Below are 26,241 nucleotides of genomic sequence, written 5' to 3'. Positions count from 1 at the left end.
TTGATATTATGAAGTATTACCTGATAGTTGGCGAAGCATCCGGCGACCTGCATGCCTCACGGCTTATGCAGTCGCTGAAGCAGTATGATCCGGACGCAGAGTTCCGTTTCTTCGGTGGTGACCTGATGACGAAAGCAGGGGGTACACGTGTGAAGCATTACCGTGAGCTTGCCTATATGGGCTTTGTTCCTGTGCTGCTGCACCTGCCCACCATCTTCAAGAACATGAAGATGTGTAAGGAAGACATCGTGCGTTGGAAGCCTGATGTCGTCATCCTCGTTGACTATCCGGGATTCAACCTCAATATCGCCAAGTTTGTAAAGAAGAATACAAAGATTCCTGTCTATTATTACATCTCACCGAAGATATGGGCATGGAAGGAGTGGCGTATCAAATCTATCAAGCGTGACGTGAGGGAGATGTTCTCCATCCTGCCGTTTGAAGTGCCTTTCTATGAGAAGAAGCATAATTACAAAATTCATTATGTTGGTAACCCGACAGCCGAGGAAATAGATAATTTCCGCCATGTCTACACAGAGTCAAAAGATGAGTTCTGCCAGCGCAACGGCTTGTCATCCAAGCCTATCATAGCCATCCTTGCCGGCAGCAGGAAGCAGGAAATCAAGGACAACCTGCCCTCTATGCTCGAGGCTGCACGCCACTTCGAGGACTATCAGATGGTGATTGCTGCAGCACCTTCCATCACTGAAAGTTACTATAAGAAGTTCCTGGGCGACAGCGAGGCTAAGATGGTGAAGACGCAGACATACGAGCTCCTCTCCCACTCCACTGTAGCACTTGTCACCAGTGGCACTGCTACACTTGAAACCGCACTGCTGAATGTCCCGCAGGTGGTCTGCTACGAAACACCAGTTCCAAAGTTGATTCGCTTTGCCTTCAAGCATATCATCAAGGTACGCTTCATCTCCCTCGTCAATCTCATTGCCGACAAGGAGATTGTGCAGGAACTTCTTGCCGACCGTTTCTCTATCCGCAACATTGCCAACGAGCTTTACCGCATTCTTCCCGGTCAGCCTTCCCGCGACCGCATGCTTGCTGATTATCAGCTTGTACGCGACCAATTGGGCAATGAAGCTGCACCCGACAATGCGGCAAGAATTATGGTTGAGAAGCTGACAAATGGGCGAGTGGATAGATTGACAAGTGAACAAGCGAACGAGTTGACGAATGAACAGGGATAAAGTTGACGACGGAAAAAGTTGACGAGCAGACAGGTTGCTTGACACGATAGCTGCTGTTCAAACTATCCCTTTCAACTTTTCAAGACAGAAGGGGCAGCAACTGAGCCACATTAAACCACACCACTGCGATTTATTTTCACGATAATAAAGATTTCTTTTCATGAAGAAAAATATTTCTCTTCGTGAAAATAAATATTTCTTTTCATGAAAAGAATTCGGCAACGAGGCTACTTTACCGTCTAAACAATCACAATAACAAGCTGGAATAACAGTCATTCCCATGTTAATTCCATATATTGTACAAGTCAAGACACATGAAGTTAAATATCTCCCTGACATGGAAGAAAGCTAAAACCTTCTTTCTAAGCCATAAGAAGACATCCTACCTTATCGGCTTGTTTTTCATCTACTGCTGTTTATACGTTGACTATGTTACGATAAGCAACACATGCCACAAGATAGACAACCTTGAGTACAAAGAAGGGGTTGTTTCCTATTGGAATCATACAGGCGGAGAATTCAATGATGCAACTCTAAAAATCAGGAATGACACAAATGTGTATATAACTCAACGTTATGATGGCTGGCTGTGTTTTCAACATAATGGGAAAAAGGATGAAACTGTTACCTTCTATACCGTTAAACATGAAGTAAAAGATGGGAAAAAGGGAATACCTTACTATGGATTATGCGAAAAAGGTAATCCACGAACTACCCTTTGGTTGTTCTTTGACATCCTTTTCTCTTGCTATAACCCCGTTCTTATTTGGTGGGCTCTTGGTGCCATCGGAACAATCCTCTTTAATTTTCAAATAATCCGGGACTATTTCATCCTGCCTTTAAGTATTGTGGTTTTAGGCGTAAGTCTACTTATGTTTATCATAGCTTCCATATCATAAAAGGCTTGAATACGGTTTCCTCCCACCCTTTCCATAAAAGAGCGGGAAGATTATCTGGTCAGATAATACCCATCAGACGGAGTACCGTCGGCGTAAGCAGGGCTGTAAAGATACCATTCAGGGTAATACCCAGACTGGCAAAGGCACCATACTTGCTGCTATATGCCATCGCAGTCGATGCACCAACGGCGTGGGAAGCTGCTCCCATAGAGAGACCCTGTGCGATAGGACTGCTGACATGACCAATAGACAGGGTTCTGAAGCCTACCAATGCACCGATGATACCCGTGATAACGACTACAGCTGCAGTAAGTGAAGGAATACCGCCAAGACTCTGCGTTACTTCCATCGCAATAGGTGTTGTGACAGACTTACTTGCCATTGAAAGTATTATTACCGGTGGTGCTTCACAAAGTTTGGCTACCAAAACAACACTCACGATGCCGACAAGACAGCCGACAAGCTGTGACATGACGATTGGGAACCACAATCGTTTAATCGCATCGAGCTGAAGATAAAGAGGTACGCCTAAGGCTACGACAGCAGGCTTGAGCCAGAAGTCAATCAGCTGTGCGCCTTGCTTGTAGACTTCAAAAGATACACCCGTCACCTTGAGATAAACGATGATAAGCACAATCGCAATCAAGATAGGATTGAGTAGCATCCAGCCTGTACGCTGCTGCAGACGACGGATATAAAAGAACGCTGCAAAAGTCAATGTCAGGATGACATACTGATTTGAGAAAATATCCTTGCCGTCCTGTATGAGGTTGATCGTCTGACCAATAGTTTCTTTCAATGGTGACATTATTCTTCCTCCGTTTTATTGATTTCACTCTGTCCGTGTAACGCTTTCTCCACCTCAGCCTGTTCAGCATCTTTCAAGGCTTCAGCCTCCTCCATTTCCTGAAGTGCCTTCTTCAACTTTTCAGCATGGGCACGATGATGAAGCAGGTCCATTGCCATCAACCGGCGTTCAAACTTGATGACAAGCTGATGCATGTGACCCGTAACGACCAGCACGAGAAGAGTACTGACAACAGTTGCCGTAACTATCGGGAACCAGTTTTCCTTGATATCATCAAGATAGAGAATCAATGCTACCCCAGGCGGAACAAAGAAGAAACCAAGGTTGGCTATCAGAAGCTCTGAAAGACGCTCAACCCACTTCAACTTCACCCATCCCAACTTTAGGAAAAGCGTGAGAAGAAGCATACCGATGATACTGGACGGCAGTTTTATTCCTGTAGCCCATACAACAAACTCTCCCAATGCCAGGCATCCGAAGATGACGAAAAACTGTCTTGCCATGTAAAATAGTTATTATTCAGCACAGCCAAAGAAATGGTCGCTTGAATAGTTACAGCACTTAAATGTCCATGCAAAGTTATAGTTTTTTCAGGTATCCGCATCTGTTTTTCTCTTTTTTAATACTTGCTAAAAGTCCAGTAGGTGATATTTATCAATCAGAAAACAAGCGTAATCGGATTTTTTTGCGTAAGTTTGCAGACAATAAAAAGGTTTATGACTTCCGTAATGACAGAGACTGACAACAACATATCCGACAAGAAACTGCGACTGACCATCCGATTCGGCAGGAACAGCATGGCATTTGCCGTAGGCGACCCACAGGAGAACGGCATGCTTGTTTATGAACCCTACGAAATGAATACGGGTATCTCCATAGCTGCCAACCTGCGTGAAGCCTTCAAGGTTTCAGAACTGTTGCAGAGTGGTTACAAACGACTGCTGGCTGAGCTGGATACGCCCGTGATGCTGATGCCGGTCGATGAATTCAGAACACAGGATATTGAAACACTCTATCATCACACCTATCACAGGCAGGGCAACGAAGAGATTCTCTCCAGTGTGCTGCCCGACTTGAATGCTGTTGCGGTCTTTGCCATCAACAAGGACCTCAAACTTGTCATTGACGACCACTTCAAGGACATCCGCATCCAACCGTTGATGCAATCGGTATGGACACATCTCTACCGCCGATCCTTTGCTGGTCCACGCCGAAAGCTCTACGCTTACTTCCATGAGAAACGGATGGAAGTTTTCAGTTTCCAGCAGAACAGGTTCCGCTTCTGCAATTCATACGATGTAGCACAGGCACATGATGCCCTCTATTATCTTCTTTATATATGGAAACTGACGGGAATGGATACTGACAAGGACGAGTTATATCTCATCGGTGACATACCTGATCAGGAGCGACTTGTCGGAAATATCAAACAGCATCTGAAGTTCTGTAGGATAGTCAATCAGGAAGTAGACTTCAACAACGTTCAGCTGGCACGAAGGATGGAGATTCCTTACGACATGAAAGCCATCTATCTGGAATAACAGGGAGGAGAGGCAGATAAGGCATAAAGGGTCAAGGGAGACCGAAGAGGTTATGCCAACTTAACTCCCCATAATTCCCTTAGTTTCTATAATTCCTTACATATACGATAAAGGGTAATGCCTTAACTCCCTTTCACTCCTTTCATCCCTTCAACCCCTTCCATCCCTTACAACTCCTAAAAAAGAAACAATGCGAATCATAACAGGAAAATATAAAGGCAGGCATTTCGACATCCCACGTACCTTCAAGGCGCGTCCGACAACCGACTTTGCCAAAGAAAACATCTTCAATGTCATCAACGGTTATCAAGACTGGGAAGAGACAAGCGCACTCGACCTCTTCGCAGGTACGGGAAGCATCTCCCTGGAACTTCTCTCACGGGGCTGCCGACAGGTGATAAGCGTAGAGAAAGACCGTGACCATGCCCGCTTCATCAGTCAATGTATGGAGAAAATCGGGGCAGATGACCATATATTGATAAAAGGTGATGTCTTCCGTTTCCTCAAGAGCTGTCATCAGAAGTTCGACCTCATCTTCGCCGACCCTCCCTATGCATTGCAGGAACTGGCTACCATCCCCGACCTAATCTTCCAGTATGACCTGTTGAATGAAGATGGTCTGCTCGTCTTTGAACATGGCAAGCACAATGATTTCTCTACCCATCCCCACTTCCTTGAACACAGAAGTTATGGCAGTGTGAACTTCACGTTGTTCAGATAGGCACTGCCACTCCGCCGCCTTCGGGTATCAACGGTCAAATACATAAGAAAGATTCTTTTAATCCCAATCAGCTGTCAGAAATCCAGTTCCAAACCATTGCTATCCGACAACTTTTCCCATGGAAGTTAGTCATTAGTGTCCTACCAATCATTATAACGACAATTATAAATCTCTCTTATCATTTTCTGCCGATGTGCTGTTGCCCAGCACCATTGGTGTTGTTGGTAAACACCAATGGTGTTGGGTGCTGAACACCTTGCAATACAATGTTATTGGAAAACAGTTGTACTACCATAAGCAAACAACACTTATTTGATTAGAACATCAGGACATAATAACAGTTTAACGTCTTTATCTTTCCCACACTCTGTGCACTCCACTGACCGCAAGGGCTCTCTGTGTGAGAGCTGTGTCACAAAGACCTGAAGGTCATAGAACTCACAGAAGACTACGCCAGTGATTCAGGATTATGATTACCGCCGTTGGCAGTGTTCTTTGTCGCCCCTACGCCTTCATCACAAAGACAATCAGCTCGACAATAAACAAATCCGTTCAGGTTCTAATGAACTGATTTGGGATTAAAAGAGATTTTGCATTGGAGCGGATGCTATTTAAGTTTTATCGGATAATAATAGCTCTCAACTTTTCCTAATTCCCGATTGTCCTCAACCTGGGATTATAATATTCTATAGGACTAAAGCATATTCAACAACAAAAAAAGCCATATCGGAACCCATTATTAGCGTTCCGATATGGCTCTTTAAAACTTGACGAATATAATCTGTAATCTTCGGAGTGTCCGTTATTCTTTTGACACATCCGCCCGATTATCTATCTTTATCCTTATTATATTGCCCACTTCTACCTTTGAAAGGGCTTTTCACCTTTACAACAGCGGGCTCAACAGCCTTACCATCGACTCCCACAGACGCTGAAGGAAAGAACGATGGGTAAGATTGCGCACATCCTCCAAGGCAACACACTCTTCCTGGTCTTTGAGAAAGATTGCCTTTACCTGCAGCGCAACATCCTTATCATAGAAGAAAGCATTGGATTCAAAATCATTCTCAAAGCTGCGGAAGTCTACATTCGTAGATCCTATGGTTGCCATTGTATCATCAGTTACAAGGAGTTTTGAGTGATTGAAACCCGCCTTATACAGATACACCTTCACACCAGCCTTCACCGTTGCCATCACATACGAACGTGATGCCCATTCCACAATCTTCGTATCCGTCTCGTAAGGTATCATCAGTCTTATGTCAACACCCGACAACGCCGCCGTGCGCATGGCAAAGAGGATTGGCTCGGTAGGCAGGAAATAAGGTGTTTCCATGTAAACATAATGTCTGGCACTGGCAAGTATCCTTACATATCCCTGCTCAATCTCAGGCCACAGACTTGTGGGACTGCTCGTAACAATCTGTACAATACAGTCATTCTCACCCACGATACTCGCCGGATAATAACTTCGGTCAGTTATCAGCACCCGGCTGACGAAGAACCAGTCTACCAGGAAAGCACGTTGCAAGCCATATACAGCTGCACCCGTTATCTTTACATGTGTGTCACGCCATGCCAACTTCCCGATTCCCTTCACATAGCGCATGGCTATATTCATACCACCGATAAAGCCCACCTCGCCATCAATCACACAGATCTTGCGGTGATTACGGTAATTCACCTTACTCGTGAAGACCGGGAAACATACAGGCATGAAGGCATGTACCTCAACACCTTCAGCACGCATACGGTCGAAGAAACGGTTTTTGGTTTTCCATGAACCCACATCGTCGTAGATAACACGCACCTCAACACCCTGTCGTGCCTTGTCAATCAGTGCATCGGCAACTATCTGTCCCAAAGGATCATCGGATATGATAAAGCTGTCAAGGTGGATATGGTGCTCCGCCTTACCTATTTCCATCAGCAACGAAGGAAAGAACTCATACCCAGAGGTATAGATTTCCGTTTCGTTATTCTTGAAAGGCAAAGCCCAGTTCTGGTTCATGAAAAGTTTGATGAGCATGCGATACTCATCAGGCAGATGGAGCCTTTTCTGCTCAACAAACTCCAACATGGAACGCTTGGTAAGCTGGTCAATGCTATACTGCCATATCTTACGTTCCTTGCGTGTTGTCTGTCCGAAGAAGAAATAGAGGATAATACCCAACATGGGAATGAACGTCAGTACCAGCATCCACGCCATTGTCTTGGCAGGCTGCCGGTTGTCCATCAACACACGCACCATCACTATGATGATGACAACGATGTAGATAGCCAGGAAAATCCAATGAACGTAATCCATCTTTATCCTCCTTTCCTTTTCACTTTCCCTTAGAATTGTCTTTTCCGCTTATTCCTTCCTTTTCCCGCAAACGCTGGATATATGCCAATTCATCCAATGCAAAGTCGCTGTTTTCCGGGTCATCAACCATCTGACGGAGCAGCTGTTCAGCCTCATCAAGCCGACGCAGCTCTATCAACACATAAGCCTTCCGCCTGTACAGGAACTGCAGGAAAGGGCGCAACAGCGGGTCGAGTTCTTCCTCATCATCATCTGGAACAGAATTTCTCAGTTCCTCCAAGATATTATCTATGCTCATAAGAGAACGGAAGTCGCCCATATTGACCAGACAGTTCACATACTCTTCGGCATAGACAGCACGGTTAAGTCCGATGGTGAACGTAAGATAATAATAAGCCCGTTCATACTGTCGCAGCTCATTATAACAGAAACCCAACATATAGCATATCTCAAAGAAGATGTCACGCTCACCTTTACCCAACTTCTGGAAACCTGCATGCAACAGTCGGAAAGCATTCTCCAAAGTGGCTACTGCTTCATAATAACGTTTCTGCCGATAAAGAGCTCTGCCACGATAGACAAACTGACCGGCATCCATGTTTACCACGTTGGCTATCACCTGCTGTTCTTCGGTAAGCTGATTGCCCTCACCATTAGCGATCTTGCTCTTGGCTTCCTTCCACATATAGACAAACTCATCCTGCAACTGCTTCGTTGTGCGAAGGTCGTATGCCAACAGAACCGAACGCGACACCACCTGCATTTCCCTCGAATAAAGGGGTCTGCCAGCCGCTGACGGCAACGGTAACAACGTGGCAACTACCTGGTAATAGAGCACATCATCACAACTATCTGCCTGCTGAATACTGAAAGTCATGCGACGCCGTGTCGTGGGATGAGACGGAAGAAAGAAGATGAGGTCGAGCATTACATTCTGTCGGACGAACGAACCGTCAGCTATCAACTCCTCAGAAAGGTTATAGGAAGCAATGGCATCACGGTCGTTGATGACCGTCAGTCCCTCTGTCACAACGGTCAACTCAGAGAAAACCGCATCCACCATACCGAACACCTTATCCATCCACTGGCTCAAGGTGGCAACATCCTTGTCGTTCTGCCGCCATCCAGGTGCCGTCTTCTGGTGTCTCAGTTCCTGTTCACGCAGAAGAAAGAAGTCACGCGACAGGTCTTTCACTGCACGTTCTATGTCGTTTGTATCCGAATTCTTCGCATCCCTCTTCACCTCATTCAGGTTTCTTACAAATGCACTCTGCCATGCAAAGGAATCAACCATAGCCGAAGAAAGAATCTCTTTGGCACGGTCATCATCCAGCAGAAGCGTCCTCAGAATATGCAAATCAATGACATTCGTCTCTTCATTGATAGTATAACTAAACCGAGGACCGTCAGAATTAAGATTGAACTGATTGCATACATGGCGCACTATATTGATGTCATTCACCTCTGTTTCAGCAAAAAAGAGGAAAGACAACTCTACCTGCGGATGCTGGTTAGAGATATGAATACCGAAATGTCCGCTCTGGAAGTCAAAACGAACAATGACCGCTTCCTTCTCCTCCCGCCACACTCCAGTACAATTGAGTGCCTTCAGTGCCTTTGACACAATCCTTCTGTTCTCACTCTGATTGAGGTTTGAGAGCTGAAGCGGCTGTCTGAATATGTTTCTTATCTTATTTATCATATCAGAATCTCACTACCTAATTTCTTTGCCAGTTCATTGCGGAGAAGCTGCAACTTCTTGATTTCTGCCATTGTCTTCATCATCTCCTCACTATCCTGCGTCTGTCGCATCTTCTCCATGAGCTCTTTCAGATGGGAAGAAACATAATCAAGACGGAAGTCGGCAACAAGATGTAAAACACGGTCACGCAACGTCTGTTCTGTTTCCTTCACCTGCAGACTCTCTGCAAGCTGGAAACGGTCAACACTCAGCTTCACGGCTGCAGATGCGATATGAATATCTGCATGCTGCGTGAAGTATTCTTCTGCCTTGAAACCCTCCTCGCCACAATGGTCTACTGCTTCCTGCAATATCCTTGTATAAAGTTCGTTCGAAAAGCCGAGGTTGTCACTTCCAAGGTCGTAGGCTATGTATTGCGCTACGGTCAGACTGTAGACCTGTCCGCTATCCTCGTCTTTCACGTCACGGAAGATAACCTTTTCACCGTCCTTGACGACAGCCTGAACGAGCATCTGTTCCACCTTCGACACCTGCCGGACAGGTACTGTAGCCTGTTCTTCCACCTGCTGTTGCCGTATGACCGCATCCCGTTGCTGTTGCTGTTCACGTGTCTGCTGTTCCCGGTTGGAATAGATATTGCGATTCATCTGCTCCATCAACGTCCGTTCTGACACACCAGTTCGGTTAGCGCACTCACGGATATAGGTATCACGGAGTATCGGGTCTTTGATAACAGAGATGCTCTGCACTATCGAACCGACAGCTTCTGAACGCTTGACAGGGTCGGTAACACCATTGAGAAGAATATTAATTTTAAAGACAATGAAGTCAGTCTGATTGTCTTCTATATACTTTCTGAAATCCTCCGCACTATGATTACGTGCGAACTCATCAGGGTCTTTGCCGTCAGGAAGCAATAGCACCTTCACGTTCATACCCTCCGACAGCAGCATGTCAGTACCTCGAAGGGCTGCGTGCTGTCCGGCTTCATCGCCATCATAGAGCAGAACGATATTGGAAGTAAAACGGTGCAGGAGCCGAATCTGATGCACCGAAAGTGCCGTACCACTATTGGCAACAACATTCTCAATACCGCATTGATGCATGGAAACAACATCCGTATATCCTTCCACCATATAGACGAGGTCATACTTGGCAATGGCTTTCTTCGCTTGGAAAATGCCATAGAGTTCACGCTCTTTGTGGTATATGGCACTATCAGGGGAGTTGACATACTTCTGACTCACTCCTTTCGTCCGTGCATCCAGCAGACGACCGCCGAAGGCTGTAACCTTACCGCTAACACCCACCCACGGGAACATTACACGCCCATTGAAACGGTCGATAAGTTCTCCATTCTCACGCTCGAAGCAAAGACCTGTCTTAATAAGAAAATCCCTCTGGAAACCTGCCTTCAAGGCAGCATCAGCAAAGGCATGACGGTTCGACAAACAGAAACCCAACTGGAACTTACGGATAATATCATCTCTGAAACCACGGCTGCGAAAATACTGCATACCAACAGCCATACCGTCAACATCGTTGTGCAGGATGTTGTCAAAGTACCTTGCAGCCCATTCATTGACCAGGAACATCGATTCCCGTTCATTCTCCTGCTGTTTCTCTTCAGTCGTAAGTTCCCGTTCATGCACCTCGATGTGATACTTATTCGCGAGCCACTTCAAGGCTTCGGGATAAGTCATCTGCTCATGTTCCATGACAAACTTCACCACATTACCCGCTGCGCCACATGAAAAGCATTTGTAAACACCTTTCACCGGACTGACGGAGAACGATGGGGTACGGTCATCATGGAAAGGGCACAAGCCTTTGTAGCTTGTTCCCGCCTTGCGTAAAGAAACGAAATCGCTGATTACCTCAACGATATTCGACGCATTCATAATCCTGTCTACGGTCGGTCTGTCAATCATTATGCTACAAAGATAACATAAACCGATGATATGACAAAGCAAGAACAGGAAAAAGATAGATACATCCTGCAAGAAAACCTTGCCATAGACAACTGCTCTCTATGCCAAGACTTCATAGAATCCTCACACGGCATTCAATAAATATGATACGCTTTCTTCACATTCTGCAGCAACCCCTCTTGTCTGCTTTCCTTCTTGCTCATGATAATCTTCATCGCAAAAGGGCGGGGCAACAGGAGAAAGACGGCATCCTCGCCTACCATATCTTTCTGGCAAGGTTGTGCCTCATAGGTAGATATGACATTATAAACCTCAACCCTTTTCTTCTTTCCGTCAAACTCCTCCTGCATATAATTGGAATAACGGCAGCTACTTAGATAGAAGTAATTGTCTGCCTGCTGATACACTGCTTCAATGTCAATCTGCCAGTCCTTATACTTATGCCCGTACATGGCATTGATTGTTGAGCGCACAAGGGCATTGGTTCGGTGCTGTACATTATAAGCCAACCCCGTAGAACGTTTTGCCCTGAGGATGGCATTCTGCAGTGTGTCTATACATAAATAGCCCGAATCTTTCCAATCCTTTTTCGACTTGAACAGAATCCTTACCACATTGGCTCCCAAATCTTCAGATTCGTTATCCACATAAAACTTATGTTCCTTCACGAACTTCTCGTCCATATCAGAAACAAAGTCATGATAGAGCGTGTTTTTAAGGTTACCATAGTCACAGCCAGCCGACTTATCCTTAAAGGTGATAACATTCTCCAAGGGAGAGATCTCAAAGTATTCGTTCTTTCTTACCAGTCCATTACTCGCAAAGCGGTACAACACAGTATCGCCCACATTCTGCGTCTGATACGCATATCGTTGCACACCAACGTTTCTATATTTCCGTGCTTTCGTCTTCACAAAACCCATCAACATGGGTCTGACCCATGCCGGCTCACCAACAGGACTCACGACAACTTCCGAAAGCAACTGTGTGCTTTGCTCCATAAACAGTGTATCAGGCAATACTTTCACACTTTCTTTCTGGTAGTTTATATGCGAGACTGTCAGATTATCAAAGGCAAAATCCACAACTACCCTACCCTGCTGGTCGCTGAACGTACTTCTCACCTTCCCCATGTAGGTGGTATATACGCTTGCCCTATTCACTGGAATATTATTTACCCTATCCCAAATCACAAAGCCTTTCTGCGCAAACAGAGTCACAGAAAGAAATAAAAAAGCAACAACGACTACAGACCGTTTATTCATTTGGCACATCAGCTTTATTTATCAACTAATTCCTATTGTCTTCATGATTCTGCAAGTATCAAGATTCTTAAAAGGTGACAACACATCGCACAAAGGTATGAAAAAAGAAAAACACACACAATACCGTCTACTTTTATTACACAATTTATGCACTCATAAACATATTGTATCATAACAAAATACATACTTCTTTGTCATGCTACACACTCACTGCCGAATTATTTTCGTGAAGAAAAATATTTATGATCGTGAATAGAACTTACAAGTTATGTGGTTTTGTTCATTGCACAGGCTACAATTTGGACATCAGACAGGGTTCCCCATTAGTTTCAAGGGCTTTATAGGTTCATCCGATAAATGCGTAGTTTGGAAATAGAACAAAGGCTTATCCACCTGCATGGTATGACTATCCAAAATCAGATGGTCTTACAAGGGGGGATAAGGTAAAATGTAGAAAAGGTAAATAAATACTATGTCCTTCCGTCTTCTACAAACAACTTAGTCCCATATCACTTAATGTTTGTAAACTATTTTCATGCATTCCAAAACCAATACATGGTCTCTTGGCTTCTAAAAGACGCCCAATTGACTTGCAATAGATGCCCTTTTGAGGTCTAACTAACGCCCTTTTGAAGTCCAATTAAGCACCTTTTCTTGCACGACTTTATAACTGACTGATTTACTGTTGGTTGTAAACTTGCTTTTTACACGTGTTTTTGCCTTTATTTGTAGGTGCTTCACCCGAAATTATGTCATGTTTTTTCAATTCATTATCTGCGGATTTCAAAGTATTAACATGAAAAGGTTTTCTGTGTCGGAGGATGATAACAGAACAGACTGCCAAGACGGTCTTGGCTATGTTTTTGTTTAACGAATAACTTTGGTTCTTCCGTTAAAGCTATACGAAAAGCATCCACACATTTAACGGAAGAACCGCTTTATAGAGGTTAAACAAAAGTCGTCAATCACCATCTTTACTACGCCCATACAATTAAAGGAAAAGGTTTAACTCCAACAAAGCACCCAATGGAAAAATCCCCTGACTCCTAATAAACATAAACACAGTCAAGCGGTTTTTGTGCAACTTTTTTTGTTTATGTTACAAAAAAACTGTACTTTTGCCCTCAACCAAAACAATTGAATATTTAAATAACACATTATTATATTTATGAGTTTGAAAATTGTAGTACTTGCCAAGCAGGTACCTGACACAAGAAATGTGGGAAAAGATGCTATGACAGCCGAAGGAACGGTGAACCGTGCTGCGCTGCCTGCCATCTTCAACCCTGAAGACCTAAACGCTCTGGAGCAGGCTCTGAGACTAAAGGAACAGAACCCAGGCTCTACTGTAGGAATTTTAACCATGGGTCCTCCACGTGCTGGAGAGATTATCCGACAGGGACTCTATCGTGGTGCTGATACCGGCTGGCTGCTTACTGACCGCAAGTTTGCTGGTGCTGACACACTCGCTACTTCTTATGCTTTGGCGATGGCTGTACAGAAAATCGGTGATGTAGACATCGTCATCGGCGGACGTCAGGCTATCGATGGTGATACCGCACAGGTAGGACCACAGGTTGCACAGAAGTTAGGACTCAATCAAGTTACTTATGCAGAGGAAATCCTGAAGATTGAGGATGGCAAGGCTACTATCCGCCGTTATATTGACGGTGGTGTAGAGACCGTTGTTGCTCCATTGCCAATACTCGTCACAGTGAATGGTACGGCTGCTCCTGCACGTCCTTGCAATGCCAAGCTCGTAATGAAGTACAAGTATGCTACTTGTCCTATGGAGCGCAAGGGCGATGAACCTTGGACACAGCTCTATGAGGAGCGTCCTTACCTCACACTGAACCAGTGGTCAGTTGCCGATGTTGACGGTGACGAGGAGCAGTGCGGTTTGAGTGGTTCGCCAACAAAGGTGAAGTCTGTTCAGAACATCGTCTTCCAAGCTAAGGAGAGCAAGACCCTCACCGGCTCAGACGAGGATGTGGAAGGACTCATCAAGGAACTGTTAGGAGAGAAGATTATTGGTTAAAAGCCTCTCCCCCAACCCCTCCCCGAGTGGAGAGGGGCATAGAATGTTCTGTTAAACATAAGATTGAACATTATGGGGAGGTATCATATAAACATAAGAAAATCCCCCAGCAAGTGAAGCATTTCACTCCCCTCTCCATTACTTCCCTTCGGTCAGTGACCGTTGGTTCGGAGAGGGGGCGGGGGTGAGGCGTATGAACAACGTATTTGTATATTGCGAAATAGAGGAAACCACCGTACAGGAGGTTTCACAGGAGCTGCTGACCAAGGGTCGCAAGCTCGCAAATGAGTTAGGTGTGGAACTCCATGCCATCGCTGCCGGTAGTGGTATCAAGGGAAAGGTAGAAGACCAGATCCTGCCATACGGTGTAGACAAACTCTTTGTCTTTGACGGTGAGGGACTCTTCCCTTACACATCAGCACCACACACAGACATTCTCGTTAACCTCTTCACTGAGGAGAAACCACAGATCTGTTTGATGGGTGCTACTGTTATCGGTCGTGACCTTGGTCCACGTGTGTCATCTTCATTGACCAGTGGCCTTACAGCCGATTGTACTCAACTTGAGATTGGTGACTACGAAGATAAGAAAGCTGGTAAGCACTATGAGAACCTGCTCTATCAGATTCGTCCTGCATTCGGCGGTAACATCGTAGCAACCATCGTCAACCCTGACCACCGCCCACAGATGGCTACCGTACGCTCTGGCGTTATGCAGAAGGCTATCTATGAGGGTAAGGCAAAGGGTGAGGTTGTCTATCCAGACGTAGCGAGGTATGTACCAGAGCTTGACTATGTGGTAAAGGTCATCGACCGTCATGTTGAGCCAGCACAGAACAACCTGAAGGGAGCTTCAATTGTTATTGCTGGTGGCTATGGTGTCGGTTCTAAAGAGGGTTTCGACCTACTCTTTAAGTTGGCAAAGGAACTTCATGGAGAGGTTGGTGCCAGCCGTGCCGCCGTTGATGCAGGTTGGGTAGACCACGATCGTCAGATTGGTCAGACCGGTGTCACCGTCCATCCAAAGGTTTACATTGCTTGTGGTATCTCTGGACAGATTCAGCACATCGCTGGTATGCAGGACAGTGGCATCATCATCTCTATCAACAACGATCCAGACGCTCCTATCAATACCATTGCCGACTATGTCATCAATGGCTCTGTTGAAGAGGTTGTTCCGAAGTTGATAAAGTACTATAAGCAGAATAGTAAGTAAAGCCTCACCCCGACCCCCTCTCCGAGTGGAGAGGGGAGTAATCACCAATGTTTGGTGAGACTAAAAAGAAAGAGTTGCTAAAGCACATGGAGAAGGATGTAACAGAATGGTTTGAAACTGCATCTATTGACAGATACGACCTCTTAAAAGAATATGCCAAAGAAAACAGACAGCACATGACCGCTGCCGAAAAAACACTTTGGACTCTCTTACGTCAAACTGTCTATGGTTTTAAATTTAGACGTCAACATCCTATCAACGATTTCATTGCTGACTTTATCTGCTTAGAGGCAAAACTGATAATAGAAGTTGATGGAGCATATCACAGTGAACCTCAACAACAAAAGAATGACCAAGTCCGCACGGACATACTCTCTGATATGGGATATAAGGTAATACGCTTCACTAACGAAGAAGCACTATCAAACCCAAAAGCTGTTTTAAGAACTATCAAAGAAGAATTATATTATAAATAATAAAGTCCTAACAACCTCCAATAGAACATTTCACTCCCCTCTCCACTCGGAGAGGGGTTGGGGGTGAGGCTCTTTTTATCATGGCAAATTATTATACTGACCACCCAGAAATAGCGTTTCACTTGGAGCATCCATTGATGAAACGCATCGTAGAGCTGAAAGAGCGTAACTACGCTGATGCTACGACACACGCTGATGCACCGGTAAACTATGAGGATGCTATCGAGAACTACAAGCGCATCTTGGATATCACTGGTGACATAACAGCAAACATCATTGCACCTAACTCGGAGTCTGTTGACCTCGAAGGTCCACACCTCATCGACAAACGTATGCACTATGCCAGCAAGACCTTAGAGAATATCCAAGCTACTCGTCAGGCTGGCTTGTGGGGCGTTTCTATGCCTCGCCGCTATGGTGGACTGAACCTGCCAAACGTTGTCTTCTCTATGATGTCTGAGCTTATCGCTGCTGCCGATGCTGGTTTCCAGAACATCTGGTCACTGCAGTCTTGTATCGACACACTCTACGAGTTCGGCAACGAGGAGCAGCGTCAGAAGTATATCCCACGTATCTGTGCCGGTGAGACAATGTCAATGGACCTCACCGAGCCTGATGCTGGCTCCGACCTCCAGCGCGTGATGCTCAAGGCAACCTTCGACGAGAAGGAGAACTGCTGGCGACTGAATGGTGTGAAGCGCTTCATCACCAATGGTGACTCTGACATCCACCTCGTCCTTGCACGTTCAGAAGAGGGCACACGTGATGGTCGTGGACTCTCAATGTTCATCTATGACAAGCGTAACGGCGGTGTTGACGTACGTCATATTGAGCATAAACTTGGTATCCATGGCTCTCCTACCTGCGAGCTTGTTTACAAGAATGCGAAGGCAGAACTCTGTGGTAACGTTCGCATGGGTCTTATCAAGTACGTAATGGCATTAATGAACGGTGCTCGCCTCGGCATCGCAGCACAGTCTGTCGGTCTTGAGCAGGAGGCTTACAACGAGGGATTGGCTTACGCTAAGGATCGTGCACAGTTCGGAAAGAAGATTGTCAACTTCTCAGCTGTCTACGATATGCTCTCTCGTATGAAAGCAAAACTCGATGCTGGTCGTTCTCTCTTGTATCAGACTGCTCGCTATGTTGACATCTACAAGGCTCTGGAAGATATTGCACGTGACCAGAAACTCACCGCTGAAGAGCGTCAGGAGATGAAGAAGTACACTCGCCTTGCTGATGCCTTCACACCATTGGCAAAGGGTATCAACTCTGAGTATGCTAACCAGACAGCCTACGATTCTATCTCTATCCACGGTGGTTCTGGCTTCATCATGGAGTACAAGTGTCAGCGTCTGTATCGTGATGCACGTATCTTCTCTATCTACGAGGGTACAACTCAGCTGCAGGTTGTTGCTGCCGTGCGCTACATCACTAACGGCACTTACCTTTCTATCATGAAGGAAATGCTCGAAGCTGAACTTGCTTGCGACTGCATGAAGGGTCTGCGTGAGCGTGTTACTAAACTCGTCCAGCTCTATGAAGAGGCTGTTGAGAAGGTGAACGCAAGCGACAATCAGGATGTTCACGACTTCCTCGCACGTCGTCTTTACAATATGACTGCCGACATCATCGGTTCTCTCCTCCTCATCGAAGATGCTGCTAAGGCACCAGACCTCTTCAAGAAATCTGCCCACGTCTTCGTTCGTATGGCTGAGGAAGAAGTTATCGGTCACACTGCTTACATCAAAGCCTTCAACGCTGAAGACCTTGAGCAATTCAAGGCTGTGGAAGAAAAGGTCGCAGAAGCATAATCTTTTTTATTAAGGTTAACACCATACAAAAGCAACCGAGCATAACGCTTGGTTGCTTTTTTCATTGCAGAATAGCCTTGAATAAAACGGATTAATAGCAATTATCGACCTATCTTGAAGCTAATAGCCTTAAAACACCGCAAAGGTAGCACAATAAATAAGGAGAAGCAAAACTGAAATAATTATAAATATTAGTAGTTATCTGCCTATTTATAACTATCTTTGTCACTGTTATTAAAAGGAGAAAACAAGATGAAGAAATATTTTAGAGCAAGTATGTTGCTGATGGGCTTATTGTTCGTCCAGTCAACAACAGCATCCGCACAATGCCCGATAAAGGAGCAGATTATGAACAGTGACAGTGAAGGCGACAGTGGTTCAAGCACAAACCGAACAGAACAAAACAGCCCGACCACCCACACATTGATTATCTTCTACGACAAGAAGACGGGCAACAAGCCCCTGATAAAAGCCATCAAGAAGCAGGGCTGTACCCTTCTCTACAAATACAAGGAGTTCAGCGGAGTAGCTGTCAAGGTTGATGAGAAGCACGATGTTGACAAAGCCATTGCCGACTTCAAGAAGGTAAAAGGCGTAACAAGCGTGAACAAAGACGGGATTATGCAGACACAGTAACAAGATTTACTGCCATTTCCTGACAAACTAAAGTCAAGCTACAGTGCAAAACACTGTTGCTTGACTTTATTCATTAAGTTACCTCAAGAGCAGAGTTAACCTACCAATATATTTAATCAATCACTATGAAATAGCATTTAGCACTCTATCAGAAAGAAATAGTTGTGAAGATAATAAATTTATCGTATATTTGCAGCGGGATTGTCCAATACTTCTATAATGAGATTTTTATAATGTTAAACAAAGTTATCATAGATGGATACAAGTCTATCCATCACGCTGATTTGGAGTTAAGACCGATCAATATATTGATTGGTTCAAATGGTGTTGGCAAAACTAACTTCATTTCTTTCTTCAGACTGATAAACATCATCTATGAGCAACGATTGCACAACTATACGATGCAGAACAGTGCAGAAAGACTATTCCATTATGGCCGAAAGCAAACCAAAGAACTGAAAGGCTATTTGAAATTTGGCGACAATGCTTATGGAGTAACTCTTCAGGCACGGGACAACGGAAGTCTGTTCATTGGCAAAGAAAGCAGCTACTACCAATCAAGCCGTTACAGTATGTCTAATATAGATGAAAGCTATATTAAAGACTCAACTACCTATAGAGACAAGTGGCTGAGAGAATACCTTCAAAGTTACAAGATTTTTCACTTCCATGACACAAGTAAAGGTGCACCGTTGAGAAGCAATGCAAATATCAACGACAACCGCTTTCTCAAGACAGACGGAAGTAATCTTCCCGCCTTTCTCTATATGCTGCAAGAGAAATATCCCAAGACTCTGAAACGAATAGAACTGACTATCCGCTCTGTCATGCCTTACTTTGGCAATTTTGCTTTGGCAGCATCTCTACTTGATGAAAGCCAAATCAACTTACAGTGGAATGATATGGAGAATAACGAGAAGTATTTCGATGCCAATGATTTATCTGATGGCAGCATTCGATTCATCGCTCTTGCTACACTCCTGCAACAACCTGTCTTGCCCAAGGTTATTATCATTGACGAACCAGAACTGGGTCTACACCCAACAGCTATCGTCAAGCTGGCTGGCATGATAAAATCTGTTGCCTCCAGAGACTGTCAGGTTATAATATCCACACAGTCAGTAAACCTTATCAACAACTTTGATGCTGACGATATTATCACTGTAGACCGCAAGGACAAACAATCTACTTTCAAAAGACTGAACAGCGACACATTGCAAAGCTGGTTAGACGATTATTCTTTAGGAGAATTATGGACAAAAAGTGTAATTAACGGACAACCAACATTACTATGAAAAGACTGGTAATAATAGTAGAAGGCGAAACTGAAGAAAGTTTTGTTAATAATATACTTTGTCCTTTTTTCTGTTCCAAAGGACTATACAATACCATACAATGCTTCAAGACAAAACACTCTAATGGAGGAGTTTCCAAATACTCTTACATCAAAAAGGACATTCTCAATACAATATACGAAAAGGATGTAGTAGTATCAATGATGATAGATTTCTATCGCCTGCCTTCAGACTTTCCCGGCTTCAATGACTTGAAAGCTACGCAAACACATCAGGAACAAGCAAATCTACTTGAAACAAGAATAAAGAAAGACTTAGAAGACTCTCAAAAACAGCTGTTCGATAACTTCATTCCCTATATCCAGCTTCATGAATTTGAGGCTTTGGTGTTTGCTTCCATCAGTGGGATAGATTCCCTGTTTGAAAGAAGCGAAATGGATTATAACGGATTAATGAATGTCATCCAACAACATCCTAATCCCGAAGACATTAACAACCACCCAGACACTGCCCCTTCTGTGCGATTGAAAAAACTTATCCCCGGTTATAATAAAGTGTTACATGGGATAGATATCATTAATACTGTGGGGATGGCTGAACTGCTGGAGAAATGTCCCAGATTCAAAGCATGGATAGAAAGTATGGAAGAAGCCCTTAAATAAAAGGATAACACTACCATACTTTCCACACCTCACTCCTACCGACTCATTGTCAGCACGACCTCTTTCCCTTTCTCCAGACTTACGGTGCCGCTATAAACCAAATTGCCCTTGCTGACCTGCTTGTCGGCAGTAGTATGATATACTTCCAACTGATAGCTTCCGGGAACGATATTCTGCATCTTGAAGTCGACGTCATACTGACAGATACAGTCCGTCAGCATATCCTTATCGGGATAAAGAACGAGGACTATCTTCCCGTCACTGCTGCTTACATCAACATGGAACAGGTCTATAGCACAGTTGTCCTTAAAGTCTGCAAAGCGTGCATTGACGATATTATCCGCACCGAGGGAAAGACGTAGCACAGACTGCATTCCTGCAAAACTGTTGTAATACTCAGGACGAGAGTCCAGCATGGAGGCAGAAGCCTTGCATCCTGACGATTTCACATCACTTACTCCTATACTCCCTACAACAGCGTTCTCCGTTGAGCAGGCTGTCACTGACACGAACAGGCAGAAAGCTGCCAGGCGACCGATTACTTTCCAATGTTTCATACTGCTTCTATTTAAAAGTTAGTCAATCCAGAAGAATTATATTGCAAATATAATATTTTATTTTGTAAAACACAAAAATCCCAGCGGATTAAATCTCAAGAAGACTGCTAACTGATGACGTTGTGCAATTCATTCACAAAGTTCTTCAGCCCCACAAAGTGCTCGCCGAACACATCACGCCATTTGTTACGGTTCAGCGGAAACTCCATGAAGTCGCTCATCAGCAGGTCACCATTCTCACTGAGATAGTTCAGTATTTCCTTCAGATACTGTTCCTGCTCACCTGTCAGGTCGCTGTCCTTGATGAAACGGGCATACATTGCCAGTGCTTTCTTACGGTCAACACCCTGAATGACACGGATAAACGCAGCCACGTTATTGTTATATCGCCTGCCGCTCGTAGCCTTGTCATACTCCGAACGTGTGCCCAGTTCCTCCCAGAAGATGCGTTGCAGCTCGTTGACATCATCAGCTGTCAGCTGTTCAAAGTTCTGTATCTTCCGCAGCACTTCACTGTCCGTATGCTTTGCCAGATAGTCTATCACACGCTCCTCATAGGTGGCTTGCAGCGTAACAGGTGCAGCAACCGCATCCAAACTTATTGCATCTTCGATATTGATGACAAACTTTCGTTCGTCCCTACTCTCTGCCAACACGTGTACCAACTCACGCAGTTCCAGTCGCACCCGCTCAAGACTATCCAGCGTGCAGTGCTCCCAGAAGTCTGCCGTCTGCACCTCCCTGATGGTCTCCATCCGCTCCCTTACGGCAGGGATGGTGGCTTTCTTCTCTAACAGATTGGCTATTTTAATCACACTCGCACGGCTGTTGTCAGCCTTCACCGTACTGTCCACCATCTCCAACTGCAGATAAAGCATCAATACATCAAACTTCTTTGCAGCCTCGTTCTCCTTCGGTCGGGGCAGCAGATGGGCTATACCCTTCAGTTCGGCAACGTCCAGCTCACTCAGACAAACCCATGCCTCACGGTCACGATAGGGTTCGATGGTCTTCAGATGTGCCCTGACATCAATGCGTGCCATGCTCAGACTGTCCACCTGTCCATGCAGGATGTTCTTCAGGCCGTCGTGCAGGCGGCGGTTTTCTTCCTGTTCCTGGTGTTCTGCCGACTGCAGTGCAAAGGCTATGTCGAGCCGCAGTGCAAAGAGCCGTTCGGTCAGCGACTTCACATTGACAGGTGTTGCACCGTCACTGTTTACCGAGAAATACTCAAAGTTACCGCACCAGTCGAAGATATAAAACTCCTTCTTGTCTTCAGTACCGAAGATCTTGGGGCAGAGACGTGTGCCACGTCCTATCATCTGCATGAACTTGATCTTCGACTTCACACACTTGAAGAAGACGAGGTTCAGCACCGACGGCACGTCAATACCCGTATCGAGCATATCGACACTGACAGCTACCTGCGGATTTTTTGCAGGGTCTTCAAATTCGAGTATCAGCGACTTGGCATAGCTAACGTAGTTGTCAATCAGCTGGCAATAGCCGTCACCCTTCTCAGGATAGAGTATGCGGAAGCGTTCCACTATCAGTTCAGCATGATGGTGGTTCATGGCAAAGATGATGGTCTTGCCTATTTCCTCCCCACTCTTCACCTTCAGTCCCTTTTCCATCAGCTCCATCAGCACCTTGTCGATGGTATCGGTATTGAACAGATACTTGAAGATTTCCTGTGGAATGATGTCACGGTGATAGTCTTCGTCCGGGTCTATGCCTGCCAATCCCTTCTCATAGCTCCACGGTCTTTCAAGTTCCTCACGCTCCTTTTCCGACAGGTCGTCCCATTTGGCACCACGTTCCATAATCTTGGAGTGATACTGCAGTGTTTTATAGGGACAGAGATAGCCATCCCTGACAGCCTCATCAAGGTCATAACTGTAGTTCGGCACACCGTTGTCCAACTGCAGGAGGTCGTAAGTGTTACGGTCTATCTCGTCGCGCGGTGTAGCTGTCAGTCCGATGAGCAGTGAGTCGAAATAACTGAAGATTGCGCCATATCTGCCGAAGACACTCCGATGGGCTTCGTCGATGATGTACGACCGACGAAGAACGACATCAGATTAATTTCGACCATCCCGACGCTTTCGACTGGAAGCTGTTGCATAAGCAAGTTCACGAACTACGCGAGGGGCATGCTATCGAACAACCCACCTACAGCTATCTCAAGTGCAACCGGTTGCCCGAAATCATCCGAGTGGAACCGAAGCCCGTCATCATCATCGAGGGTATTATGACGCTGCTCAACAAGAAGCTGCGCGACCTGATGGACTTGAAAATACTCGTCGACTGCGACCCTGATGAGCGATTGATACGCAACATTCAACGCGACACGATAGGCCGTGGACGAAAGGTTTCCATGGTTGTAGACCGTTATTTGGAAGTATTGAACCCCATGCACGAGCAATTTATCGAGCCGACGAAGCGTTATGTCGACCTCATTATTCCACAAGGCGGCGAGAATATCAAGGTTATCGGCATTCTCTGCAAGTATATCAAGGACCTCGTTCCTATGGAGTAAGCAGACAGTAAGCCCAAACAGCACATCAGTTTTCTCACCTTTTTTGCAATGGCTTATCCTTTACTTTGAAATTACATCAGATTTACCATTGGGTGGCAACTTTTAATGCTTGCTTTTCATTTTCGAGCAATCTTTTCAACCCCTGCCGACTCCATCCTCCGTCTATCCGTACATGGAAATCTTTTTTGAAAAGGCTGTAAGCTAAATCTATTGCCTTCACGTATAGTGACAAAGCATTCACTGTATTTTTAAATTCTACAACGTCTTTAATACGTGAGCCTATCAGTGTATATTTTGCTTGATGTCCTCGGTCTGGATCATAATTTAAGTATTTGGAGGATATCAAGGGATTCCCACCTAACTTTTCTATGAAATATTTTGCTTTATAATCTATCTTATCTTGTGGGACAGCACCTCTGGAATAGGCTCTGAGAAAATCTCCTCCAGTTGAAAGCATACAGAAAAAATCGGAATAATTCTTTTCTTCAAAAGCTCTTTCATCTTCTATGCTCCAAACTATGTCTTCAGTAGCTTCAGAGTTTTTCTCCATCAAGTTTGTAAAGTTCTTGGCTGCTGCCGAATAGATCTGACTCTTGAAATCATCTCCCCATTTCCCCCAATGCAATGGTGGTAGAGAATCTGAGGAAAGAGTAAGCACATCATATAGTCTCCGTTTTACTTCTTTAGGAAGAATTTCTTGGTCTTTGAATTCCTGCCCATAGAAAAAAGAACTTTTTCCATAGGTGACAGTATATCCGCCATAAGCCGCATAATAGTCTATCAGGTCTTCTGCTGTTCCCGTCAAGGCCTTTTCTCTGTCAGTTTTTTCAATACTTGATATGAGGTGATATTCCATACTGTTCTTTTTCATATTGTTAAAGAAATAACTTTTGAGAATGTCTTTCCCTTTCAGATACCTATCTCCTTGGCTTTGAATGCTTCCATCTTGATTGATCTTATAAAGACTTCCGTAAAAAATCAGTCGGTTGGCTTTTTCGCAGAAAAGGCTGTCTATGGTTTGTGGTGTGAAGTATGGGTGTCCATTTTCAAATCTTTTTGTGCTGTATAATATCTGTGTGTTTGATGGTAGATTTTTTGCATAGCCTGCAGTCTTGTAGAATATATCAAGAGTTTGCTTCACACGTTCACCAGAGAATTTAATGGGCTTAGCAGATGAACTTCGCGGTTGTACATGAAGATAGCCAAGAATACCTTTGGGCCATTTCCACTTATATTTGTAGGAATAGCTCTTACCATCATTGTCGATAACGACAAAATCTCCTTCAGGAATGGTATTATGGTATTGTCCTATCTGCATAAGATGTTTTCCTGAAGGTGTAACAAGGATTCCCTTTTGATAGGCAAAAACACATTCACGGTCGTCTTCATCTATACCCACATATTTGTCATCCACACGTATTATCAAGTTGCTGAATTTATCAGTCTTGAAAGTTCCCATAAACATTTCTCCGGAAGGCCACACATATAGTCCTCTTCCCGTGAAACGGGTGAGTCCTGGATCGGCATATTCCAGACATACCAGAGCACCATTCTGTTTGTCCACTCTACGCACGTGCTCAAATGGGCGCAAGCTTCCGCCAGATAGAAGTTCGTCAACCCACTTCTCGTCATATTCAAAGACTTCAGTTTGTGCCGTTGCTTTTCCACCATAAAGGATAAGAAAAGTTACAAGTAAAAAATAAATTGTCTGTTTCATTATTCATTTATATATTTGTCCCTTAAAAGCTCTCTTTATACGCGATTCGGGTTAAGAAAGTCCTTATAAAAGATGTTCATTGCACCGATACGCAGCATCGTAGGGTCGGTATCGTTGCCATTGATGAGCGAGCTCTTGATATGCTTCACTGATTCCGCCGTATAGAACGCCCTTTCGTGGTGCTCCTTGATATACTTCACCGCCTCCACCAGGAAGCCAGCACTACCCATCGCAGGGTCGCAGATGTAGTCGGCAGGTGTCGGCTGCATCATATCGACAATCATACGGATGATGTGGCGGGGCGTGCGGAACTGTCCGTTAGTGCCCGATGCAGCCATCTTACCAAGGATATACTCATAGACATCGCCCATCGCATCACGGTTGTTCATGTCGAGGGCATCGACCCCGTCGACCACCTTCGTCAGTGTGCGTGCATCCGAGATGAGGAAGGTAGCCGACTGCATATACCTGCTGTAGGCACTCTCCTCGCCTGTTCCGATGGTCTTGATGAACTCAAAGACGTTCTGACGCACCATCTGGAGCATGTTTTCAGGACCAGTATGGCGGAACACTGACCAGCGCATACTGTCGTAGGGCACGTTCTGTTTGGTGACAGGATTAAACCAGTTCTGCCCTACAAGGAAGGTAGGGTTCTTTATCGAAGTTTCGAAGTCACGTGCCGTATCTTCCTCCTGTAGCTGCTTGTCGTCAAGCATCTTCATAAAGAAGATATAAGTCATCTGCTCTAAAACAGTAATAGGATTGGTGATACCAGAGACGTGGAAAGTGTCCCATATCTGGTCTATCTTGTTTTTTATTTCACCGGTTATCATCGTTATCAGTTTACGGATTATAGGTATTGCCCGTCCTCATCGGAACAAGGCGACTACAAAAGTACGAATTATTTTCCAAAC

Annotated in this window: 21 protein-coding genes and 1 pseudogene; 12 read left to right on the top strand and 10 right to left on the bottom strand. The window is 44.9% G+C overall.

Annotation, left to right across the window (positions count from 1 at the left end):
- Positions 1-8: 8 nt before the first annotated feature.
- On the top strand, positions 9-1,202 hold the full coding sequence (gene lpxB / locus ADJ77_RS00855) for a lipid-A-disaccharide synthase (protein WP_025078034.1): 1,194 nt from the start codon (positions 9-11) through the stop codon (positions 1,200-1,202).
- Between the two features lie 314 nt (positions 1,203-1,516).
- Positions 1,517-2,101, top strand: a complete 585-nt coding sequence (locus ADJ77_RS00850; RefSeq protein WP_025078033.1) for a hypothetical protein — start codon at positions 1,517-1,519, stop codon at positions 2,099-2,101.
- 58 nt (positions 2,102-2,159) lie between these two features.
- Here ADJ77_RS00850 and ADJ77_RS00845 read toward each other — a convergent pair whose 3' ends face one another.
- Together ADJ77_RS00845 and ADJ77_RS00840 are read right to left on the bottom strand one after the other, a co-directional pair.
- Positions 2,160-2,909 carry an LrgB family protein gene (locus ADJ77_RS00845; RefSeq protein WP_025078032.1) on the bottom strand — a complete coding sequence of 250 codons (750 nt, stop codon included), beginning with the start codon at positions 2,907-2,909 and terminating at the stop codon, positions 2,160-2,162.
- Positions 2,909-3,412, bottom strand: coding sequence for a CidA/LrgA family protein (locus ADJ77_RS00840; RefSeq protein ID WP_025078031.1), 504 nt, complete (start codon positions 3,410-3,412; stop codon positions 2,909-2,911). Before ADJ77_RS00840 ends, ADJ77_RS00845 begins: the two co-directional genes overlap by 1 nt.
- 225 nt (positions 3,413-3,637) lie before the next feature.
- Here ADJ77_RS00840 and ADJ77_RS00835 point away from each other — a divergent pair, with 225 nt between their 5' ends.
- Both ADJ77_RS00835 and rsmD read left to right on the top strand, forming a co-directional pair.
- On the top strand, positions 3,638-4,450 hold the full coding sequence (locus ADJ77_RS00835; protein WP_208595987.1) for a DUF3822 family protein: 813 nt from the start codon (positions 3,638-3,640) through the stop codon (positions 4,448-4,450).
- A gap of 190 nt (positions 4,451-4,640) precedes the next feature.
- A complete protein-coding gene (rsmD, locus tag ADJ77_RS00830; protein ID WP_025078030.1) occupies positions 4,641-5,171 on the top strand; it encodes a 16S rRNA (guanine(966)-N(2))-methyltransferase RsmD in 531 nt (176 codons plus the stop codon).
- 886 nt (positions 5,172-6,057) lie between these two features.
- On the opposite strand, the gene cls is transcribed toward rsmD, so the two are convergent.
- The 4 genes from cls to ADJ77_RS00810 form a co-directional block, all read right to left on the bottom strand.
- On the bottom strand, positions 6,058-7,479 hold the full coding sequence (cls, locus tag ADJ77_RS00825) for a cardiolipin synthase (RefSeq protein WP_025078029.1): 1,422 nt from the start codon (positions 7,477-7,479) through the stop codon (positions 6,058-6,060).
- Positions 7,480-7,498: 19 nt separating this feature from the next.
- Positions 7,499-9,181, bottom strand: a complete 1,683-nt coding sequence (locus ADJ77_RS00820) for a hypothetical protein (protein WP_050695925.1) — start codon at positions 9,179-9,181, stop codon at positions 7,499-7,501.
- On the bottom strand, positions 9,178-11,112 hold the full coding sequence (gene dnaG, locus ADJ77_RS00815; RefSeq protein WP_050695924.1) for a DNA primase: 1,935 nt from the start codon (positions 11,110-11,112) through the stop codon (positions 9,178-9,180). The genes ADJ77_RS00820 and dnaG overlap by 4 nt, the downstream gene beginning before the upstream one ends.
- Before the next feature lie 134 nt (positions 11,113-11,246).
- Complete coding sequence (locus ADJ77_RS00810; protein ID WP_234398077.1) at positions 11,247-12,275, bottom strand: hypothetical protein; 1,029 nt, start codon at positions 12,273-12,275, stop codon at positions 11,247-11,249.
- Positions 12,276-13,545: 1,270 nt separating this feature from the next.
- Between ADJ77_RS00810 and ADJ77_RS00805 the strand changes: the two genes are divergently transcribed.
- The 7 genes from ADJ77_RS00805 (at position 13,546) to ADJ77_RS00775 (ending at position 20,514) form a co-directional block, all read left to right on the top strand.
- Positions 13,546-14,415 carry an electron transfer flavoprotein subunit beta/FixA family protein gene (locus tag ADJ77_RS00805; RefSeq protein WP_025078027.1) on the top strand — a complete coding sequence of 290 codons (870 nt, stop codon included), beginning with the start codon at positions 13,546-13,548 and terminating at the stop codon, positions 14,413-14,415.
- A gap of 193 nt (positions 14,416-14,608) precedes the next feature.
- On the top strand, positions 14,609-15,631 hold the full coding sequence (locus ADJ77_RS00800) for an electron transfer flavoprotein subunit alpha/FixB family protein (protein ID WP_025078026.1): 1,023 nt from the start codon (positions 14,609-14,611) through the stop codon (positions 15,629-15,631).
- An 86-nt stretch (positions 15,632-15,717) separates the two neighbouring features.
- Entirely contained in the window at positions 15,718-16,107 is a 390-nt protein-coding gene (locus tag ADJ77_RS00795) for an endonuclease domain-containing protein (protein ID WP_025078025.1), read from the top strand.
- Between the two features lie 80 nt (positions 16,108-16,187).
- Positions 16,188-17,921 (top strand): acyl-CoA dehydrogenase family protein, encoded by a 1,734-nt coding sequence (locus tag ADJ77_RS00790; RefSeq protein WP_025078024.1) that lies wholly within the window; start codon positions 16,188-16,190, stop codon positions 17,919-17,921.
- Between the two features lie 252 nt (positions 17,922-18,173).
- Positions 18,174-18,557, top strand: coding sequence for a hypothetical protein (locus tag ADJ77_RS00785; RefSeq protein ID WP_050695923.1), 384 nt, complete (start codon positions 18,174-18,176; stop codon positions 18,555-18,557).
- A gap of 233 nt (positions 18,558-18,790) precedes the next feature.
- Positions 18,791-19,852, top strand: coding sequence for an AAA family ATPase (locus ADJ77_RS00780; protein WP_025078023.1), 1,062 nt, complete (start codon positions 18,791-18,793; stop codon positions 19,850-19,852).
- Entirely contained in the window at positions 19,849-20,514 is a 666-nt protein-coding gene (locus ADJ77_RS00775; protein WP_025078022.1) for a DUF4276 family protein, read from the top strand. The genes ADJ77_RS00780 and ADJ77_RS00775 overlap by 4 nt, the downstream gene beginning before the upstream one ends.
- Positions 20,515-20,549: 35 nt before the next feature.
- Here ADJ77_RS00775 and ADJ77_RS00770 read toward each other — a convergent pair whose 3' ends face one another.
- Both ADJ77_RS00770 and ADJ77_RS00765 read right to left on the bottom strand, forming a co-directional pair.
- The gene (locus tag ADJ77_RS00770) at positions 20,550-21,071 is read right to left on the bottom strand and encodes a hypothetical protein (protein ID WP_025078021.1); all 522 of its coding nucleotides are present in this window, start codon (positions 21,069-21,071) and stop codon (positions 20,550-20,552) included.
- Between the two features lie 107 nt (positions 21,072-21,178).
- On the bottom strand, positions 21,179-23,122 hold the full coding sequence (locus ADJ77_RS00765; protein ID WP_394330591.1) for a type I restriction-modification enzyme R subunit C-terminal domain-containing protein: 1,944 nt from the start codon (positions 23,120-23,122) through the stop codon (positions 21,179-21,181).
- 8 nt (positions 23,123-23,130) lie between these two features.
- Here ADJ77_RS00765 and udk point away from each other — a divergent pair.
- Positions 23,131-23,610, top strand: a pseudogene (gene udk, locus ADJ77_RS00760) (uridine kinase); the annotation flags it as partial.
- Between the two features lie 82 nt (positions 23,611-23,692).
- Here the strand turns inward: udk and ADJ77_RS00755 are convergent.
- Both ADJ77_RS00755 and ADJ77_RS00750 read right to left on the bottom strand, forming a co-directional pair.
- Complete coding sequence (locus ADJ77_RS00755) at positions 23,693-25,327, bottom strand: hypothetical protein (RefSeq protein ID WP_050695921.1); 1,635 nt, start codon at positions 25,325-25,327, stop codon at positions 23,693-23,695.
- 35 nt (positions 25,328-25,362) lie between these two features.
- On the bottom strand, positions 25,363-26,160 hold the full coding sequence (locus ADJ77_RS00750) for a class I SAM-dependent DNA methyltransferase (protein WP_042740877.1): 798 nt from the start codon (positions 26,158-26,160) through the stop codon (positions 25,363-25,365).
- Positions 26,161-26,241 lie beyond the last annotated feature (81 nt).

Origin of the sequence: Prevotella fusca JCM 17724, assembly GCF_001262015.1 — a bacterium.
GTDB lineage: Bacteria > Bacteroidota > Bacteroidia > Bacteroidales > Bacteroidaceae > Prevotella > Prevotella fusca.
Note: the sequence above shows the minus strand (reverse complement) of the source record. Positions and strands in the feature narration are given on the sequence as shown.